Annotated in this window: 21 protein-coding genes; 11 read left to right on the top strand and 10 right to left on the bottom strand. The window is 43.4% G+C overall.

What is annotated here, in order from left to right:
• Nucleotides 1–6 precede the first annotated feature (6 nt).
• Nucleotides 7–1233, top strand: a complete 1227-nt coding sequence (locus tag L2D08_RS06780) for a PucR family transcriptional regulator (RefSeq protein WP_242232996.1) — start codon at nt 7–9, stop codon at nt 1231–1233.
• Here the strand turns inward: L2D08_RS06780 and L2D08_RS06775 are convergent.
• From L2D08_RS06775 to L2D08_RS06765, 3 genes are all read right to left on the bottom strand, one after another.
• Nucleotides 1230–1940: a L,D-transpeptidase family protein gene (locus L2D08_RS06775; protein ID WP_242232995.1), complete on the bottom strand. Its 711-nt coding sequence runs from the start codon at nt 1938–1940 to the stop codon at nt 1230–1232. The two genes, L2D08_RS06780 and L2D08_RS06775, sit on opposite strands and share 4 nt — an antisense overlap.
• A 72-nt stretch (nt 1941–2012) precedes the next feature.
• Nucleotides 2013–3536 carry a solute symporter family protein gene (locus tag L2D08_RS06770; RefSeq protein ID WP_242232994.1) on the bottom strand — a complete coding sequence of 508 codons (1524 nt, stop codon included), beginning with the start codon at nt 3534–3536 and terminating at the stop codon, nt 2013–2015.
• Nucleotides 3533–3886, bottom strand: coding sequence for a DUF485 domain-containing protein (locus tag L2D08_RS06765; protein WP_242232993.1), 354 nt, complete (start codon nt 3884–3886; stop codon nt 3533–3535). Before L2D08_RS06765 ends, L2D08_RS06770 begins: the two co-directional genes overlap by 4 nt.
• Before the next feature lie 217 nt (nt 3887–4103).
• On the opposite strand from L2D08_RS06765, the gene L2D08_RS06760 reads away from it, so the two are divergent.
• Together L2D08_RS06760 and L2D08_RS06755 are read left to right on the top strand one after the other, a co-directional pair.
• Nucleotides 4104–5606 carry a hypothetical protein gene (locus L2D08_RS06760; RefSeq protein ID WP_242232992.1) on the top strand — a complete coding sequence of 501 codons (1503 nt, stop codon included), beginning with the start codon at nt 4104–4106 and terminating at the stop codon, nt 5604–5606.
• A 233-nt stretch (nt 5607–5839) separates the two neighbouring features.
• Nucleotides 5840–6439 (top strand): lytic transglycosylase domain-containing protein, encoded by a 600-nt coding sequence (locus tag L2D08_RS06755; protein ID WP_242232991.1) that lies wholly within the window; start codon nt 5840–5842, stop codon nt 6437–6439.
• Between the two features lie 1440 nt (nt 6440–7879).
• Here L2D08_RS06755 and L2D08_RS06750 read toward each other — a convergent pair.
• Nucleotides 7880–8053 (bottom strand): hypothetical protein, encoded by a 174-nt coding sequence (locus tag L2D08_RS06750; protein ID WP_242232990.1) that lies wholly within the window; start codon nt 8051–8053, stop codon nt 7880–7882.
• A gap of 48 nt (nt 8054–8101) precedes the next feature.
• Nucleotides 8102–8320 (bottom strand): hypothetical protein, encoded by a 219-nt coding sequence (locus L2D08_RS06745; protein WP_242232989.1) that lies wholly within the window; start codon nt 8318–8320, stop codon nt 8102–8104.
• A 683-nt stretch (nt 8321–9003) separates the two neighbouring features.
• Between L2D08_RS06745 and L2D08_RS06740 the strand changes: the two genes are divergently transcribed.
• Complete coding sequence (locus L2D08_RS06740; protein WP_242232988.1) at nt 9004–9162, top strand: hypothetical protein; 159 nt, start codon at nt 9004–9006, stop codon at nt 9160–9162.
• A gap of 464 nt (nt 9163–9626) precedes the next feature.
• Complete coding sequence (locus L2D08_RS06735; protein WP_242232987.1) at nt 9627–10037, top strand: hypothetical protein; 411 nt, start codon at nt 9627–9629, stop codon at nt 10035–10037.
• Between the two features lie 365 nt (nt 10038–10402).
• Here the strand turns inward: L2D08_RS06735 and L2D08_RS06730 are convergent, their stop codons facing one another.
• Nucleotides 10403–10687 (bottom strand): hypothetical protein, encoded by a 285-nt coding sequence (locus L2D08_RS06730; RefSeq protein ID WP_242232986.1) that lies wholly within the window; start codon nt 10685–10687, stop codon nt 10403–10405.
• Between the two features lie 667 nt (nt 10688–11354).
• Here L2D08_RS06730 and acnA point away from each other — a divergent pair.
• The 4 genes from acnA to L2D08_RS06710 all read left to right on the top strand — a co-directional run bounded on the left by acnA (nt 11355) and on the right by L2D08_RS06710 (nt 15181).
• Nucleotides 11355–14081 (top strand): aconitate hydratase AcnA, encoded by a 2727-nt coding sequence (gene acnA, locus L2D08_RS06725; protein ID WP_242232985.1) that lies wholly within the window; start codon nt 11355–11357, stop codon nt 14079–14081.
• Between the two features lie 167 nt (nt 14082–14248).
• Nucleotides 14249–14458 (top strand): nicotinate-nucleotide--dimethylbenzimidazole phosphoribosyltransferase, encoded by a 210-nt coding sequence (locus L2D08_RS06720; RefSeq protein WP_242232984.1) that lies wholly within the window; start codon nt 14249–14251, stop codon nt 14456–14458.
• Between the two features lie 9 nt (nt 14459–14467).
• Nucleotides 14468–14617: a hypothetical protein gene (locus L2D08_RS06715; RefSeq protein ID WP_242232983.1), complete on the top strand. Its 150-nt coding sequence runs from the start codon at nt 14468–14470 to the stop codon at nt 14615–14617.
• A 48-nt stretch (nt 14618–14665) separates the two neighbouring features.
• Nucleotides 14666–15181 (top strand): nicotinate-nucleotide--dimethylbenzimidazole phosphoribosyltransferase, encoded by a 516-nt coding sequence (locus tag L2D08_RS06710; protein WP_242232982.1) that lies wholly within the window; start codon nt 14666–14668, stop codon nt 15179–15181.
• A 96-nt stretch (nt 15182–15277) separates the two neighbouring features.
• On the opposite strand, the gene ggt is transcribed toward L2D08_RS06710, so the two are convergent.
• Both ggt and L2D08_RS06700 read right to left on the bottom strand, forming a co-directional pair.
• Nucleotides 15278–16957 (bottom strand): gamma-glutamyltransferase, encoded by a 1680-nt coding sequence (ggt, locus tag L2D08_RS06705; RefSeq protein ID WP_242232981.1) that lies wholly within the window; start codon nt 16955–16957, stop codon nt 15278–15280.
• 32 nt (nt 16958–16989) lie between these two features.
• Nucleotides 16990–17406, bottom strand: coding sequence for a peptidase dimerization domain-containing protein (locus L2D08_RS06700; protein ID WP_242232980.1), 417 nt, complete (start codon nt 17404–17406; stop codon nt 16990–16992).
• 223 nt (nt 17407–17629) lie between these two features.
• Here L2D08_RS06700 and L2D08_RS06695 point away from each other — a divergent pair, with 223 nt between their 5' ends.
• Both L2D08_RS06695 and L2D08_RS06690 read left to right on the top strand, forming a co-directional pair.
• Nucleotides 17630–18052: an acyl-CoA thioesterase gene (locus L2D08_RS06695; RefSeq protein WP_242232979.1), complete on the top strand. Its 423-nt coding sequence runs from the start codon at nt 17630–17632 to the stop codon at nt 18050–18052.
• Nucleotides 18052–18354 carry a hypothetical protein gene (locus tag L2D08_RS06690; RefSeq protein WP_242232978.1) on the top strand — a complete coding sequence of 101 codons (303 nt, stop codon included), beginning with the start codon at nt 18052–18054 and terminating at the stop codon, nt 18352–18354. Before L2D08_RS06695 ends, L2D08_RS06690 begins: the two co-directional genes overlap by 1 nt.
• Here L2D08_RS06690 and L2D08_RS06685 read toward each other — a convergent pair.
• Together L2D08_RS06685 and plsY are read right to left on the bottom strand one after the other, a co-directional pair.
• Nucleotides 18335–18652, bottom strand: a complete 318-nt coding sequence (locus L2D08_RS06685) for a HesB/YadR/YfhF family protein (protein ID WP_242232977.1) — start codon at nt 18650–18652, stop codon at nt 18335–18337. The two genes, L2D08_RS06690 and L2D08_RS06685, sit on opposite strands and share 20 nt — an antisense overlap.
• Before the next feature lie 118 nt (nt 18653–18770).
• Entirely contained in the window at nt 18771–19373 is a 603-nt protein-coding gene (plsY, locus tag L2D08_RS06680; RefSeq protein WP_242233173.1) for a glycerol-3-phosphate 1-O-acyltransferase PlsY, read from the bottom strand.
• Between the last annotated feature and the right edge of the window lie 52 nt (nt 19374–19425).

Genomic DNA, 19425 nt, shown 5'->3' with positions numbered 1-19425 from the left:
ATGGATATGTCAAACGAGAAAACACATTATTTTGCCCACGAGTATGAATCAATTGAAATGCTGGCAGACCGAATCAGTGAAGCACTTCTTTGCCCGATTACGATTGAAGATGCCAATCACCAGATTATTGCCTACAGCCGACACGAAGGAGAAATTGATCCCGTTCGAATTGCTACCATTATGAGACGAAGAGTACCCGAGCACGTGATAAACAGCTTATGGAAAAGCGGAGCGATCCCGACTCTTTTTGAAACAGAGGAACCCGTTGTGATTCCTGCAATTGGACAAGTTTCTCTCGGTGAGCGGGTGGCCATTTCGGTACGAAAACAGGATAAAGTGATCGGCTTTATCTGGGCCCAGTCAGGTGCTCATTTTTCAGATGAACAGATGGCGATTTTAAAGGAAGCGGCGAAAGCGGTAAGAAACCAGCTTTTGCAGCATGAAAAAAGAAAGCGTGCAGCGGAAGAAAGCCATCAGGAGTTTTTTTGGAAGCTTTTGACCGGACATTTCGCCACGCGCAATGAAATGGAACAGGCCAACAAAGCATACGGACTTTCCTTGACCGGCAGTTTACTGGTTATTCTTTTTGATTTCGGCCGTGCCATTGACCGTACACTGGAGCGGCAAATCGATTATCTGACCGAAACCCTGCAACAGCTGGCCAGTATTGCCAGAACCTATGACGGGGAGCAGCTGGTTCTGCTGATCCGGTTTAAAGAACCCGCTGATTTAGAAACGGTCAGCTCCTATATTACTGATTTTACGTCTAAATCAGCGGAACGGCTTGGCCTTTCGCCGGTCGGGGCGGCAGGAACGGCTGTACAAAACCCGCTGCATGTACAGGAAAGCTATCAGGAAGCGCTTCGTGTATTAAAAATGAAACAGATTTTTTCAACCATTACACTGCCCCATTGTTTTGACCAGCTCGGTATTTTTCAATCAATTGAACAGTTTCGCTCCATCCGCCTTGGCAAAAAAAATGCGGTTATTGAAGCGCTTGAAGAATACGACAAAACACATAATGCAAATATGATTGAATCGCTTTATATGTTTTTAGCCCATGACGGCAATATAAACGAGGCGGCGGGTGTGATGCATGTGCACCCCAATACGCTTGCTTACCGGATGAAGCGCATCAGTGAAATTACCGGGTTTAACAGCAAAGATATGAGCGGAAAAACGCTGCTTTATATTGATTTGCTTATCCGGCAGATGAATCATTCTCTCAATTAATCAGCAGAGGCCTGAACGAGGTCAGAACGGACCGAGTCAGGTGTGCCGATGACAATTTTCGGTGATTTAGCAGGATCCAGCCATTTCATTAAAACCAGTAAATGCGATTCGCTTAGCGCCAGGCATCCGGCTGTTGGCGTCGATCCTGTCCGCCAGCGGTGAATAAAAATGGCACTGCCTGCATTTTTGACGATTGGGTTTTCATTGTAGCGAATGACGATAGCGTGTTTGTATAATTCATGGTTTAAGCGCTCGAATGATTTCCAGCGGCCAGCAGGGTCACCCCGGTAATAAATCCATTTGTTATAATCTGGTGAAGAGGGGTCATCAATCCAATAATGAAACCGGTTTGTGACCGTGTAGCTGCTCCGGACACCTGCTGGTTTGTGGGCATAGCCGAACATGCGGCCAATGTCATAAAAGCCGGTAGGGGTGGCGCCGTTTCCTTCTTGTTTGGAGAAGGATAAGCCATTTTTCCCGGTAACTGCCGGAGAAATCCGTTTTAGCTGCCAGTGGCGCCCTGTTTTCTCGTAAAGGCGGATCGTGGCTGTGATCGATTTTGTACTTCCTTCTGCAATGATTACTTGTTTACTGTTTTTTACATGAGCCAGTGCAGATAAATAAGGATCTGAAGCCGCCTTTGAAGGCAGGGGAACGATCGCAGCAGCCAGAAGGATACATAAACCGGCTGTGAGAAACTTACGCAAATCGAAAACCTCCTTGTTTTTTTATTGTATGAAAAAACGGAGCAGACGGACCGTTCCGTCTGCTCCGTGCTTTTATTTTAATCCAGTATTGGCTTTAACGGCTACTTCCGCATATTTGCGTGCATCTGCTTTAGCCGAAACGATTGATCCAATATAGCCTGCGATAAAACCGGCCGGCACAGAAATGATCGCCGGATTTGTTAACGGGAATAGAGCGGTTCCTGTTAAAATGGCTGTGCCTTCAGGACTCCAGATATTCGGGCTTAACGCAACCAGTACAAGGGCGGTTACAAGACCTGTAATCATAGCGCTCAGCGCACCGGCTGTATTAAATCTCTTCCAATAAATTGTATAAATAATAACAGGAAGGTTTGCGCTTGCGGCAATACAAAAGGCCAGCGATACAAGAAACGCTACATTCATCGTCTGGGCGCCAAGAGCTAAAATAATTGAAAAAACGGAAACGCCGATTGAAGCAAAACGGGCTGCATTCATTTGCTCTTTTTCGGTGACATTTCCTTTTTTAATAATCTGACCGTAAATATCGTGAGCAAAAGCAGATGCACCGGATAGCACGAGACCGGCCACAACCGCTAAAATCGTTGCAAAAGCAACAGCAGATACAAAGGACATTAACAGATCGCCGCCCAGCGCCTGAGCGAGTAGAGGCGCGGCCATGTTGCCGGCTGCATTGGCTGCCACAATTTTTTCAGAGCCTACAAAAGCAGCGGCGCCAAAGCCAAGGAAAATCGTTAAAATATAAAAGATTCCAACAATCCAGGTAGCATAAACCACAGAACTGCGCGCTGTTTGGGCATCTTTCACAGTGAAAAAGCGCATTAAAATATGCGGCAGGCCGGCCGTTCCTAACACAAGGGCAATCATCATAGACATTGTATCCAGCCCGTTTGTGTATTTTACGCCTGGATTCAAGTACGCTTCACCCGCAGGTGTAACGGATTTCATGTCGGTAAACATTTTCAGGATATTAAAATCAAACTTTAGTAAAACAAGAAACGAAATCAAAACCGTACCGATCATGAGAAGAACCGCTTTGATGATTTGCACCCAGCTGGTAGCCGCCATACCGCCCCAGAGCACGTATGTGGTCATCATAATGCCGACAAGCAAAACAGCTACCCAATAATCAATGCCAAGCAAGAGCTGGATTAATGCACCAGCCCCAACAAGCTGGGCAATCATATAAAAGAGAACAATGGTTAAAGTAGAAATGGCCGCAGCTCCGCGAATTTTCTGCTGATTAAAACGGGCTGTAATCATATCGGCAAGGGTGTATTTGCCTAAGTTGCGAAGCGGTTCAGCTACAATATACAGGACAACGAGATACGCCACCAGATAGCCGATACTGTAAAAAAAGCCATCAAAGCCATTTAGGGCGATGGCACCGGCAATACCAAGAAATGAAGCCGCCGATAAGTAATCACCTGCAATGGCAATGCCATTCTGCCAGCCGGTCAGCCCTCCCCCAGCCGTGTAAAACTCACTGGCGGAGTTTGTCCGCTTGGAAGCCAGATACGTCACATACAGAGTCAGCCCCACAATGGCAACGAAGAAAAAAAGCCCTATCATACTCATGGGCGGTCACTTCCTTTCGTATCGTTGTGGCGGTTTACAATGCTCTCTGCATCGGCATCAAATCCGTTCGCTTTTTTAACATACACCATACAAAGCGTCCAGGTCATAATAAACTGTGCCAGAGCCAGTACCCATACCCACGAAATATCGCCAACCGCCGGTTTATTCAGCACGGTTGAAAAAGAAGTTAAAAGGGGCAATGAAAAATAAAACAGTAAGAAAAAGATGGTAACGGGCAGTAAAAACTTGTTTTTCTTGCGGATCAGTGACTTGAATTCCGGACTGGCCGCAATTTTCTCATAATCGTAGTTTTTTTGCGGCTGTAAAACGCGTTCTACTTTCTGTTCCATAAAAGCCCTCCCCTAGGCCGTTTTCAATTCTGGAATCGCTTACAAATCAGAATTGTATCTTTATTCTAAAAAAATGGCAGACAATTAGCAACTATAAAAAGGAAAAAAAGATATACTTTTAAAACAATGGGTGTGAAAAGAAAGAAAGGGTTTCATTTTCTTTCCATACTTTTTTCGTGTAAAATCAGAAAAAAAGGAGTAAATGGAGCGGATCAACATGACAGAGTTAAAGCCGATCGGCAAAGCGGTAGCAAATGTGACAGGTCCGAAGCTTCGGATGATTCACGCGATTTTGCATTCCATGCAGGCAAAAGAACTGCTGGCATTAAAAGCAAAAAGCCGTTTTTCTAAAGAAGAAACTGCTCCTTATTTTGGAGCCATTGCAGCTGAAATAAAAAAAAGAAATGAGATTCCGGATCAAGTGCTTCAGCTTGATGTGTTTCTGGCATTAGCCAAGCTGATGAAACTGCCGGCCGCACGCTTAAATGAAAGAGAAAAAGTAACCGCGCGCAGTGCGGAAATTGAGAATAAATGGTTTGAAAGAAGAGCGAAAAAAAATAAAGCGGTGGAAGCACAATTTGAAGCTTCTTTTATATCCAGCAAGCTTGAATTTATGCTTCATTACGAATATGTCCAGTTGTTTGAGCGCTTTTTAAAAAATGAAAAAGCGGAAGAAGGGAAAGAGTCTCTTCAAGCAAATATCCGCCGTTATTGGGAAGAACTGCCGGATTTTAAAAAAGTGCAGATTTTCGAGCATTTACATATACACCGCAGTGCTTCTTTTGAAGAGATCAAGCAGGGGATCGGCCTAGAAACGCTTGTATTCGAAATGGGCATCCGCTCTGGTTTATTCATGTATGGCGAGATCCTTTCTCCGATTCAAAAGGAGGTGCCGCCGGGCTTTCCAAAAGAAATGTGGATTCTCCACCCGGATGCCCTATTTACGACGGAAGCAGCGCTGAAAACATTATTTTCGGGCAGCTGGCTGCTGCCTGCGGCAATGCTGATTTTGTATACACCGGATGAAAGCGCTCAAGCAAATGATGAATCAATTTTGTCATCAGAATGGGTTACAAGAGAGTCTGCTTATTTGCTGCTGTTCAGGCAGATTAACGAGTTGAAGCTTGAGCAGCAAAAAGAAGAAAAGCATATTTTGCACATTCAGCAGGAGCTGGCTTTGGCTGAGAGCTCAGAAAAAAGAGCTGAAGCCGTTTACCAAAACTTAAGAGAGCGGCTTATTGTACTGTTGAAAACCGATGCCGCCCGCCCTTTTCTTGGGGACGTGAGCATATCGAATACACGGCTTAGAGAAAAGTTGATTCGGGTAACAGAAAAAATAGATACAAATAGGGAAAAAAGAGGTGTTTTATCTGCTGCCGGCGCCTGGCTGTCAAACACGTACTGGCACACTGAAAAAAACACGCTCGAGAAAAAGCTGCAAGCATCCTATGAGAAAATGGCAGACGAAGTGATGGAAAAGTATCCATACTATGAAGCAGATTTGATTGCGGAGCTGACAGCTGCACGCGCAACGGCAAACGGCTGGCAGTTTGAAAGCAGCCGTCTTCGAAAAGCGGAAGCAGAAGCTTCAAAATCGCTGGCGGATTTGAAAAACGAAGAATTGAAGCTTCGGGAAAAGGCGGCAGAAGCGGCTGCAAAAACACCCGGACTAAAGCAGCTTGATGCAGGCGACATGCTTTCAGGAAGTTCCATTACTTGATAGAACGTTCTCCTGGCCGCTCGCTCATGACAATGCAGCGGAGAAATGAAATGATCACTTCCGTTTGGTGGAAGAAAGGCTGCAGGAACAAGGAAAATAGATGGGTGTCTTCTGAACTTATAAAGAAAAACAAATCTCTCTTCTATGAAGAAGAGAGATTTGTTTTTGCTTGAAGTTTCGTCCGGTCTTTTCTATGATGAGTTAAGCAAGAGCATTTAAGGAGTTTAACGATCATGGCAAAAAAAAGAAGAAGATTGAAAAAACGGGCGTATGGCTGTTTGGCGATTCCATTCCTGCTGGCCGCTTTTCTCTTAATGGCCGTTTTTTCAATAACAGACAAAGCGCCGAAATTTCTGCAGTCTAAGTCGATTCCAGAAGAGTACATGCCGATCTATAAAGCGGCAGCTGAAGAGTATGGAATTCCGTGGGAGCTTCTTGCTGCTCACCACCGTGTAGAAACAAAATTTTCAACGATGGATCCAATGATTTCTCCAGCAGGCGCGGAAGGTCCGATGCAGTTTATGCCGTGCACGTTTGTAGGATGGGAGCACCCGACTTGCAGCGGCCTCGGTAAAGGTGATATCCCGGAAGAGGAAAAAACAGATCCGGCTGTCATTGCAAAATATGGCGGATACGGGGTGGATGCCAATGGAGATGGGAAAGCAGATCCTTTCAATGTGGAAGATGCGATCTACAGTGCTGCCCATTATTTAAGTGAAAACGGTGCTGCCGATGGTGATATGAAACGGGCGATCTTCGCTTATAATCAAAGTGACCAGTATGTATCTGACATTTTATATTATGTTGGCGAATACACAAAAAGAGAACAGTAAAAGCCGCCGGATTTCCGGCGGCTTTTTGCTGTTCTTATTTGCTTGTTTTGGCGACTAATGCTTTGTTTAATGGGGCTGAACAAGCAGTAAATTTCAAAATCATCACTTATGCCCGTTGCATAAGCGGTTATGAGGATTGCAGTTGGTACAATCATCAATTGATCTGTTAGTGATAAAACGGAATAGCAGGCGCTTTATGGCGGTACTTTGTTTATTATAGGGCTTGTTTTGCTTATGAAAATTCAAATACGGTTTCCTGAATTCAGGGAACTGCTTATTTTCAATTACCGTAAAACCAGGCAAGGCTCCTGCCACGAAAGGGAATATTCAAAAAATATTAGACACCTTATCTGAAAATGGGATAAAATCCTTAAAGTCTTCTTCAAACACACAACCATTATTTAAGGAAGGGCACAATGAAGCAAAGGATGAACGGTTTAAGCCTGAAGAACATTAAACATGTTTTTTTAGTTGCCGCCTTATAAAAGCAGAGGGCACTAAAAAGACGCGAAATAGTGTCCTGTGTTTATGCCTTTTTTGATTTACCTATAAGGAGCAGCCAACATGAAAACAGAGCTGCAGGTATGATGAACAGTGTAAGTAGAGAGGACCATCTTAAACGAGCAGCTATGACGTTTACCGGCACTTTCTGGCTAATTGAGATAGACGCGTGAGTATGATGTAACCCATGTGGGGTAATTCGCTTTACCCCTATTTTTTTGATGCAGCTGTTCAAAAGAGTATAGACGGTCACAGGTCTGGTTGGGGTATTACCTTGATAGAGATAAAAATATAATCATCGTCCGTTAATCGTGCTCTATTTTTTAGCTTTGTTTCTTCACACCATCTTTTATACTTTTCCGGCTGCTGAAAAACAATATCATCTACCAAAACGGTCCGATAATTATTTTTGATTTTGAGTGGACGAGACCCATACGTCTCTCTTGTCCTTTTATAAGGGCTGTTTTGTTCTTTACACCAACTTCATTCCATGTAAGACCTAGGCCCTGGCCTCTACGGATCCCTGTATAACCTGGGAGGAGGATTAGGATATAGTTAGTTATTTCTCTCATGGCCTCTAGCTCCGGTCAGAAATAAACGCAATTCTGAGAGGGTAAGAAGGTTCCCGGTCACGTCCTCAAATTGTCTGAAGTTGATTGGGTTTGCAGATAAATAAAGTTTTTTAAGAATATACGTTCCTTTATAGTGTAAAATAAAAAACCTGTCTCAGAAAGGGACAGGCTGGTTGAGAAAGAGATCTTTCACTTCTATCACAAAAGCAGCCACCTTTATTACGTTTATATTTATCATCATACGCTAGGTGGCTTTTTTCACACCGTTTGGGTGCTTTTTTGAGGCTCATTGAGGCTCAATGCATGTTCATAAATATTTTTTTCTAGAGTCGACTTGGCTGCGGTTTCGTCAACCGCACTGATTAATTTAATTATGGCTGTGAAATTCATCTTCGAAATAAAAAGTTAATGGATACTCTTTTACGGTATAAGAGTATTGCTTCATATTTTGTACATAATGCCATTTATTTATGGTTACTAACTCATCCGTTGTTTTTATTTTCACTATTTCTCCAGTATGATACTTGTTTTTACCTGCCATACTTTTACACCTCTTTTTTTCAAAATAAATAAACATGTTTAATACTGCTTATTTATCGCCATTTGCTTTTTCAACTATTCGTATTCCAATTAATAATTGTGTGGTTTGGTCCTTTAGAAAACGAATATCCTTTAATTCCGGGTCTAAGTAAGAAATCTCGACTTTGCATTCGGGATTTCGTTGTTCATGATTTTGTGTAATTTGTTCAATTTTATGATCCAGCTCTTTTTGGCTATTGGCGAAAGTGAGTCTAGTCATTGTTTTCATTTACAAACGCTCCTTTTAAATCTATTTTAGACAAAAGGTGACACCTTTCTTCCAAGCCACTTTTAGAAATTTTGTCCATAGGATAAATCCTCAATCTTAATCTTACCACTGTTTGCAAGTTTAATCTTTGTTAGGTATCTTTCCGGTTTAAAAACAGCACTTTATTATTCGGGGGTATACTTAATTATTTTATATAAATTATGATGAATTATTTGTTTGAAGCAACATACTTTTCTCTTCAAAGTTTTCATTTCCGAAGGGGGATAGGGTGCCAAGTACCGTTATGTTTTTTGGGATGAAACGTCACTATTGATTATAAAGATATAGATCAGGCAAAGTTATTGTAGTCTGAAGATGAATCGATTAAGGGATCTTCCATAGAGCAAGGCGCCCTTCCGGGAAAGCATACTCAACATTAAACAGCGCCTACAGCCTTACCGGCGCCCAACCGTTTTTCTAGCATAAAAGCCGGCATGCAGAAGTGAAGAGCAACCCAGTCTGCTTTTCGGGATTTGATTTTAGGGCTAAATCTTTTTTGTGCTTAAATGCGATCTTTGCAAGTTTTAGTCAGTCCTCTTTTTCTTTTACTTATTACTTAAATTGTGGATAATCTCCCAAGCATGTCTAGCATTTTTTCATATTCTAATGGTGTAAGACAATAAAAAATGAAAGGAGAGTATGGTATGTGCTCTAACTGCAGTAACCGCGACCGTAGAAGTCGGCGTGAACGGATGGAAGACGAGCTTAAACGGATGGAAGATGATCTTCGAGAGATGAAAGAAGATATTCGAGAGATGAAAAGAAAGCTGAAAATGATGGAAAGAGAATTTTGTGAAAGATAAGTGTAAAATGTCTTTTTAAAAACCTATAGGAACTGCTTTTATCATGAAGCAGCCTGCACGGGTTATTCTTTTTTATTCCATTACATTTTATTTAAAAATAAATTTAAATCGTTTTTCATCAACTAGTGGGTGTGACAGTTAACGAAGGATGTGATTGACTCAATTAAATTGCAGATATTATTAAACCCTGCCAGTTGGCCGGGTTTAATTGGTTTCTCCCACAGTTAAGGGATTCAAAGAAAGGCCATATTTTGATGGAACTCTTAAAATAAGCATTGCCGCAACGGCCGCTTTTGATACCAGGATACTCTCTAATGTTTTAAACCGCGGTTAAATCGATTTCCTGTTTGGTTTGCATGAGATTATCTCGCTTGAGCAGCCATTTCACGGAATCAGATATGTTTGATGCAGGAAAATATCTCCTTTTGTCGAAATAATGATAATAAACTAAGGGAGGTGCTTGTATGAGTTTTGAAAGCCGATTCGTAGCGAGTTTAAGAGAGCAGTATGCAAATGATGTAAAGAGGAAAGAGTTAACAGATCGTGCTGTATCTTTTATCAATGATCGCGTCGAAAAGTTTGGTGAAAGCGTAGAGGACTTTATACCAGCAACTTATGGAGATATCCAAGTATATAGTGATTATCCAGAAGATGAACTTTTCTCGGAAATAAGAATCCAGGGACACGTTCTTGGGTTCAAAAGAGACAAAAACTCTATTGAGGTTTTTAAGATTATTGGAGAAGACCGTCAGCGAATTGATATTATATCTCCCTTAGTATCCGAAGGTAATTGGGTATGTCACGAAGGTGGATTCTTTAATGAACATAAGTTTGATGAATATCTAAAAGCAGTTTTTGAGGAAGTAATTAGCTAAATACAGAGTGGAAGGAAGCAGCCTGCGGGCTGCTTTTTTCTTTGCTTAAAAACAAGTGGTGATGTGAAGTGGCGAACTGGGATGATATCAGATCAGAATGGAAAACAATCAAATCACGCTTACTGCATTAGCGGAAAAGCATGATCTAAAACTGGGTACATTAAAAAGCCGCGAAGGTTGGTCAAAAGATCCATAGAAGAAAAATAAAAAGGTCTAGAGTATCTGTCCTAAATTTAAAGTCTCCCCTATTGTTCACCTGTAGTAGTGGGGGAACAATAGGGAGACTGAAAAGCAAAAAATCATCTACCCTCGTAGGAACGCTGATAAATCAACTCGTTTCATTGAAATGAAACAAATTAAACAGCTTATTTTTGTTTTTTGTTGTAGTAATCAACAGCAAATTGGGGTCCTTCTCCAACCATTTTATGATCAGAGACATCAATTGAGTGTGAATCGCCTGCTTTTTGAAGCGGAGATGGCTCGTTAGAAGATGGAGAGCTGCTTAACTTTTGCTTCGCCTGGGAAATCAAGCCGTCTAATTTGGAACGATTTCCTTCTTTGGACAGCCACCATGCTGCGGCTCCTGCCCCCACTAAAAGATAGCCGAGTCCGCCGCTTTTTTGTTTTTTATTTACGTTGCTAGTATACATACGAAAATCCTCCTTCTTACAGAAGCTGCCGCTTGGGCGCCTGCTTATAAATAATTTTACCCGCAGCCCTGTTTTTCAAAACGCGGTATTCAGAAACAGCTGCCAGTTTAACCACACAAAAATGGGGTAACAGTGATGTGTTAAGTGACTGATGAAGCGGGAGAGACAGGGATGATGGCAAATGTTTTTTGTTCTTCCCAGAAACATTAATGTAGAAGGTGAAAAGCTGGCAGAAGGGCTTGCCCGGCCTCATTATACATGCAAACTGCATAAGATTGATAAGTTCGAAATAAAGCTCCGGGAATTAATTTAGAAAATAAAAGAGCGAAACAATGTGAAAACACTCGACCGGACGGCAAGCAGACCACCAGCGCTGGGCACTGAGCACCATTTAGGGAATGAATTTTAAGCATATGCCCGCGCTTGACTGGAAATATAACTAGTTGTTTCTTGAAAAAACACGGCTGGGTAGGGGATACTTTAAAAGGACGGGGCAACAATCATTTTTTAAGTGATTTGTTTTTCTTATCGGAAGCAATAAATTTCTTTTTATTTACTTATGTTAATGAATGTACTAAGATAAAGGGGGTGGAAAATTAGAAAAAACAAAAAATTTATTTTCCAATCGTTTTAGTACATATTCAACTAGTTAAGAGGGGGAACCAAAATGGCGACTACTGATGTTTTTAACGCCCGTGCGAGCTTTGACTTAAACGGTAAGCGCTATAACTACTACCGTCTGGCAGCACTTCAGGAAGCAGGTATCGGAAACGTATCCCGTCTTCCTTACTCAATTAAAGTATTACTTGAATCTGTTCTTCGTCAATTTGATGGTTATGTCATTACAAAAGAACATGTTGAAAACCTGGCTAAATGGGGAGCAGATGCGGATGCAGAAGCAGAAGTTCCATTTAAGCCATCCCGTGTTATCCTGCAGGACTTTACAGGCGTACCGGTTGTTGTTGACCTGGCATCACTTCGTAAAGCAATGGCAGATATCGGCGGCGATCCACAAGTGATCAATCCTGAGATTCCAGTTGACCTTGTTATCGACCACTCTGTTCAGGTAGATGCTTACGGTACACAAGAAGCACTTGAGCGCAATATGGAGCTTGAGTTTGATCGTAACGCAGAACGTTATGAATTTTTAAGCTGGGCCCAAAAAGCATTTGATAACTATCGTGCGGTTCCGCCGGCAACTGGTATCGTCCATCAGGTAAACCTTGAGTACCTCGCAAGCGTTGTTCATGCAGTAGAAGGAGCAAACGGTGAATTTGAAACATACCCTGATTCATTGGTTGGAACTGACTCGCATACAACGATGATCAATGGTATCGGTGTACTTGGCTGGGGCGTTGGAGGAATTGAAGCAGAAGCAGGTATGCTTGGACAGCCATCTTACTTCCCAATTCCTGAGGTTGTAGGTGTAAAACTAACAGGTGAGCTTCCAGACGGCGCTACAGCGACAGACCTTGCACTAAAAGTAACACAAGTGCTTCGTCAAACAGGCGTAGTTGGTAAGTTCGTTGAATTCTTCGGTGCAGGTGTTGCTACGCTTCCGCTTGCGGATCGTGCAACGATTGCAAACATGGCGCCAGAATACGGTGCAACATGCGGATTCTTCCCAGTGGATTCAGAAGCGCTTGATTACATGCGTTTAACTGGACGTGATGAAGCACACATTCAAGTCGTTGAGCAGTACTTGAAAGAAAACGACATGTTCTTTACGCCAGCGAACGAAGATCCTGTTTACACACAAGTAGTAGAGCTAGACTTGGCCCAAATTGAGCCAAACTTGTCTGGACCAAAACGTCCGCAGGACTTAATTCCGCTTTCTCAAATGCAAAAATCATTCCAGGAAGCTGTAAGCGCGCCGCAAGGCAACCATGGTTTTGGCTTAACAAAGGAAGAGCTTGACCGTACAGCAACCGTTACATTTGCAGATGGCACAACAGCAGAAATGAAAACAGGGGCGATCGGTATTGCAGCGATCACATCTTGTACAAATACATCAAACCCATATGTTCTTCTGGCAGCAGGTCTAGTTGCGAAAAAAGCGGTTGAACTTGGTCTTGAAGTGCCGAAGTATGTAAAAACTTCATTGGCGCCAGGTTCAAAAGTTGTAACAGGCTACCTGCGTGATTCCGGCCTTCTTCCATACATGGAGAAAATCGGCTTCAACGTTGTCGGCTATGGCTGCACAACATGTATCGGAAACTCAGGTCCAATGAAAGAAGAAATTGAAAAAGCGATTATTGATTCTGACCTTCTTGTCACGTCTGTTCTTTCAGGAAACCGTAACTTTGAAGGACGTATTCACCCGCTTGTAAAAGGAAACTACCTTGCGTCTCCGCCGCTTGTTGTGGCTTATGCGCTTGCAGGCAACGTAAACATCGATCTTCAAAAAGATCCGATTGGCAAAGGAAAAGACGGACAAGATGTTTTCTTTAAAGACATTTGGCCGGGTACAGCAGAAGTAAAAGAAGCAGTACAACGCACGGTAACACCTGAATTGTTCCGCAAAGAATACGATCAAGTATTTAACAGCAATGCAAAATGGAATCAAATCCAAACGAACGATGATGCTCTTTACAGCTGGGATTCTGAATCCACGTACATTGCGAACCCAACATTCTTTGAAAATCTTTCACCAAATCCAGAGCCGATCCAGGCACTTGCCGGCCTTCGTGTGATGGGTAAATTCGGTGACTCTGTTACAACGGACCACATTTCACCAGCGGGTGCAATCGGCAAAGATACACCAGCAGGCAAATACTTGCGTGAAAAAGGCGTAGAGCCTCGTAACTTCAACTCTTACGGTTCACGCCGTGGAAACCATGAAGTCATGATGCGCGGTACATTTGCGAACATCCGTATTCGCAACCAGATTGCTCCAGGCACAGAAGGCGGATACACAACATTCTGGCCGACAGGCGAAGTAATGCCGATTTATGATGCTTGCATGAAGTATCAGGAGCAGGGAACAGGCCTCGTTGTATTGGCAGGCAAAGACTACGGCATGGGCTCTTCACGTGACTGGGCAGCAAAAGGTACAAACCTTCTTGGCGTAAAAACAGTTATCGCGGAAAGCTATGAGCGTATTCACCGTTCCAACCTTGTCATGATGGGTGTGCTTCCGCTTCAGTTCAAAAAAGGCGAGAATTCCGATACTCTTGGCTTAACAGGAGAAGAAACATTCGAAGTGGCGATTACAGACAGTGTAAAACCACGCGAAATCGTTAAAGTAACAGCTACAAATAAAGAAGGCAAGAAAACAGAATTTGAAGCGCTTGTCCGTTTTGATTCTGAAGTAGATGTTGACTACTACCGTCATGGCGGTATTTTGCAGATGGTCCTTCGCGGCAAATTGCAAAGTGTTAAAGCAGGCAACTAATATTTGAATGCAGCCGGCTCCAATCAGGAGCCGGCTTTTTCTTGGTCTCCACCTACATTGTAAAATAAATGTGGCAAGGCTGTTTCTGGCTGCTAGCGGCTTTTTGTTGAAGCTGTATGCAGATAAAAAGGAGAAAGAATGTTTTTGGATTGATGGAAAGCAAGATAATGGCTGTACATATACCGAGCCTGGACGAAAGAGCGGGAGAATCGGTTCCTGTTGTTTCACCGCCGGGTGTGATTGTATTTGCGGCCGATCATGGAGTCGTATCTAAAGGGGTGTCTGCTTTTCCGCAGAAAGTGACGATTCAAATGATAGGCAATTTTTTAAATGGGGAAGCGGCTATCAATATTTTCGGTAAATTCATTGGGGCCTAAATGTGTTTAGTGGATATCGGGATAGCAGTAGATATGGAAGAGGAGAAGCTGTTAAACAAGAAGATTAAATACGAGGCGGCTAACTTTTTAAACGAAAACGCGAGCCGGGATGAAGCGGTCAAAGCAATCGAACAGGCTGTCAGCAGGCAGAAGCAATGATTCACGGCGGCGGTAAATGTCTAATCCTTGGAGAGATGGGGATCGGTTTTGCAAATCGCAAGCAGTACGGTTGCCGCGCTCAGCGGGCTCAGCATCGAAAAGATGAAAGGTGCAGGCAGCGGAATTAAAGAGAACAGAAGAGAACATAAGAAACAGGTGATCCGCCTGGCACTTGAAAGAAGAAAGCCGAATGCAGATGATCCAATTGACGTATTAGAGAAAGGAGGGGGATTGGAGATATGCGGTATGACAGGGGCAATGCTTGCTTCTGCAGCGAATAGAACACCGACTCTTGTAGATGGTTTTATTGCATCGACGGCGGCACTTGCTGCATCGAAAATATCAAACAATGTAAAGGATTATATGATCATGGCTCACTGCTCGGTTGAACCCGGCCATTCCACTATTCTTGAATTGTTAGGAAAAGAACCGCTTCTTGATTTTCAAATGAAACTGGGAGAAGGGTCAGGTGCCGCTGTTGCTTTTCCGATTCTTCAATCAGCGGTTTTAATGCTTAAGGAAATGGCTGCAATTGAATCTGCCCAGTTAGCCGGACAAATATAGACAAGAAAAAGTATGGTGCAAACCGGCTGCTCTTGGCGGCTTTTTGGGCTGTTTTCTTGCCACAAAAAAATTCCCGGCTGATACGCCGGGAATTTTTTATTCAGGGTTCTGGGAAGCGGGAATTCCTGGACGAGAGGAATCACTGCCGCCAATGCGTTCACCCGTCTTGGGGTTTAGTAAAATTGCTTGAACGTTTCCTATAGACAGCGCAATGGAATCAAATTGATAGTTCATGCGCTCAAGCGTCTGCTTTGCTTCTTCAGGGATGCCTTCTTCCTGCCAAATAAGCGGGCCTGTGCCGTTATAAATGCGGGGTTCTTCAATTGCTTCTTTTAAATCAAGCCCATAATCAAGCACATGGATCATCGTCTGTAACACGGATGCTGGAATGGTTGGCCCGCCGGGTGAGCCAAGTGTTAAAATCGGCTCGCCATCCTTAAAAACAATTGTCGGCGTCTTCATGCTGACCGGATATTTGCCAGGTTCAACGGAATTTAAACCGGCTGGATCCGGATCAAAATCAGTCATATCATTATTTAATAAAAATCCGCAGCCAGGCACCATAATACCAGAGCCGAAGAAGTGCTCTAACGAAGAGGTACAGGCAGCAATGTTGCCTTTTTCATCAACAGCTATAAAGTGAGTGGTATCGTATCCGGGATCTGTCGTACTGGCGTTTTTATCATGAGGTTTTTTTTCGTCATACAGCCACGGATTACCCTCCATTACATCCTCATTCCGGAATTTAAAGTTTACCAGCTTCAACCGTTCCTCTAAATATTCCTCTGTTAACAGGCCTTTTAACGGGATATCATAAAAAGCAGGATCACCCATAAACGCAAGCTTATCAGCCGTCATAATGCGCATCACTTCAGCAAGAAGATAATATTTTTCCCACGAACGAAGGCCATATTGGCCGATATCCAGCTTTTCAAGCAGTTTAAGCATATAAAGAAGAGCAAAGCCGCCGCCATTTGGCGGAGCGGGAACCGTAACCGTATAATCCTTATAAGTACCGGTGATCGCCTCAGACACAGTTGCTTCATAAGCGGACAAGTCGTCTTTTATCATGAAACCGTCAAACTCTTGAACGGTTTGAACAATTTTATCGGCAATTTCTCCTTTATAAAAAGCATCTGCTCCATGCTTTTGCAAAATTTTAAGGGTTTTCGTTAAGTCTTCGTTCACGACAATTTCCCCTTCAGTAAGCGGCACGCCATTTGGATAAAAAAAGTCTTTTGCTTTCTCTCCAAGCCGGCCGCTGAAGCGCTGCAGCCCTGTGTTCCAGGTTAAATTCACACGGACTCCTTTTTCGGACAAATCAATGGCTGGAGCAATGACATCCTGCCAGGACATTGTTCCAAATTCATTTAACGCTTTTTCTATTCCTCTTAAAATCCCGGGAACTGCTACAGCCGTACCAGGGGTGGAGCGTTTTAAAAACGGAATCACATCCTGGTGCTCATCTACAAAAACATTTTTATGCGCTCTTTTCGGTGAAATCGAGTGTCCGTTTACAACGGACGTTTTTTTCGTTTCGGCATCGTAATAAAGAATAAAGCCGCTGGCTGCAAGCCCTGTGTTAAACGGTTCAGATACGGCCAAAGCGAACTGCATAGCCACCAGGGCATCCATGGCGTTCCCGCCTTTCGCCAACACATCTGCACCAATAAAGGACGATTCTTCAGTAGCGCTCGCTGTCATTCCTTTTGATCCGTGAGCGCGCTGCTTGTTCGCATGATTTCGTTGATTTTTCCAAATGTGGTCTATTGTCATAGAGTTATCCTCCGTCCGTTTAAGGTAATCGTTTATAAAAGTAAAACAGTCCACTCTATCAGTGAACCGGTCAGGGGAGACTCATTGCTTTCACTATATGAGAATTCACCGACAAGCTCCATCAGAGTGCGCTTGTCTGCAGTAAAAAAAGCGTCTAAGGCGCTGCCTGTATACTCATCGTGAATGTTCAGTACAATATGCCTGCTGGTTTCTTTTGCTTCTTTTAAAAGCCGGGCGGAAGCCATCGTTTTTTCATGGGCGGACGTTCTGCCTCTGATTAATCCCATATCGACAGACGGCCCATTTGAATGATCGCTCAACTGCCGGACCTTAATCACTCTACGAGCGATTTCTTCAATGGCACTCGGGATAAGCTCGGGCTCGACGCCGGCATGGTCACTTTTACTGGAAACATGTATATGAAAACGGCCGATGCTTTGCCAGGACACCTGCATTCCGCTGTCAGGCTGTATCTTTTCCCTTACGCCGCGTCTTTAATCAGGAAGGAGGCTGATCTCTTCATCGCCGTTAAACAGGATTTTACACACTGTGTGACGCAGAAAAACTTGTTTACGCGTTCTTTGTCTGTACCCGTAAAAGCAAAATCAATAAACGCCCGTTCAAAACATGGTAAAATAGGTAAAGAATTTGATTTACTAAGGAGTTTTGATTTTGTTTATTTCAGAAGCGCAAGTAGAAGTCCGATATGCGGAAACCGATGCCATGCAGGTTGTATATCATGGCCAGTATGTTGTTTGGTTTGAAATTGGAAGAACCCAGCTCATTAAAGATTTAGGCTTTCATTATGCCGATATGGAAAGAGCCGGATTTGTTTCCCCGGTAACCGATATCCAGCTTTCCTATAAGAGGCCGTTTCGTTACGGAGAGAGGGCGCTTGTTCGAACATGGATCCAATCACATACAGGCATCCGCACGACATATGGCTACGAAATTGTGAACGAAGCAGGCGACGTTTGTGTAACCGGCTCAAGTGTACATACCGTCGTAGACAAGGAAACATTCCGCCCCATCAAATTTAAAAAAGCTTTTCCCGAGTGGCATGAAGTGTATGAGAAAGAAAAGAAGGAAAAGTAATGGCATTCGGAGTAAAGCGGGAAGAAGTGGAGAAGTGGAAAGAAGAGATTGCACGGGGCAAAGTGGCCTTTTTAACCCACTATTGGAAGGATGATCGGTTCCCGGGTTGCCGGACCGTAACAAAAGCGGGCTGTACCGATGCTGAGAAATTGGCGGAGTGGGGAAGAAAGTATGGGTTAAAACCGGAATGGATCGATATGCGAAATCCATCCCGGCCTCATTTCGACCTGCTTGGTGAAAAGCAGCTTGTTGTCTTAAAAAATGAAAAACTGTTTGGCCATATTAAACGATTTGATCTTTAGCAGCGGAATCTTTTATGTACTCAAAAGCAGGCTCCTGCAGCTTTTCATCATAAGTGACTTTTAAATGGTGGCCGTCAAAGTACCAGACATCTTTTTCTTCAACAAAATAGGTCACACCTTCATGAGAAACGGTTACGGCTGGTTCAAGTGGTTCGTCTTTTGTCATGCCAAGTGAGAACCCTTCATGAAGAGGGCTTGAGCCGCCGTAACGCACATAAAAGCGGACGGTATCTCCCTCTGCCGCCTGCATTTCTTCCTTAAACCAATTTAAAGCTTCATTTGTTATATCGATGTTCACTGTTACCACTCCATTCTTTTTTCATAGTGTAGCATGGAAAGAGAAGGACTCAAAATAGTTCGCTGTTTTTGAATTGTTTCGGCAAAAAACGGCTTGACTTCAACAGTCAAGCCGTTTTTTATTTGCGCCCGCCTAATGGGATTTTAGGCTCTGTCCCATTACGAAGGCGTGTCATGTTTGCCCGGTGCCGGTAAACAACGAAAAAAGCCAGAGCGGCCACAACCGCTAAAAACGGAATATCCTGCGTATAAAAAGTGTGGACGACCGCATAAATAAAGGCAGCTAGAGCAGCAGTTACGGATGCGACAGACACATACTTTGTGGTCAGCAGAACAACTAAAAAGATCGCGATTAAAAGCAGGAAAAAAAGCGGTTCGTACGCAAGGAGCACACCCGCTGATGTGGCAACTGCTTTGCCGCCGCGAAATCCGGCAAATACGGGAAAGATGTGTCCGATCACTGCGGCAAGGCCGGCTAAAAGGGCATGAACCCCTGTATCATCAAACATAATCGGAATAGAGGCAGCGGCTGTTCCTTTTAAAATATCTGCCGCTGTCACAAAAGCGCCGGCTTTTTTTCCGAGAACGCGAAACGAATTGGTTGCGCCCAAATTCCCGCTTCCATGCTCCCGTATATCTATGCCGAAAAACGCTTTCCCTGCAATTAAACCGGAAGGAATCGAGCCCAGTAAGTAGGCGATAATAAGTACAAGTGCTGGAATCAATTTCTCATTCTCCCTTTTTGTGTTGTATAATCATGTGCATGACATTCTC

The organism is Domibacillus sp. PGB-M46, from assembly GCF_022668875.1.
Classification (GTDB): domain Bacteria; phylum Bacillota; class Bacilli; order Bacillales; family Domibacillaceae; genus Domibacillus.
The sequence above is the reverse complement of the archived record's forward strand: the minus strand, read 5'-3'. Positions and strand labels throughout refer to the sequence as shown.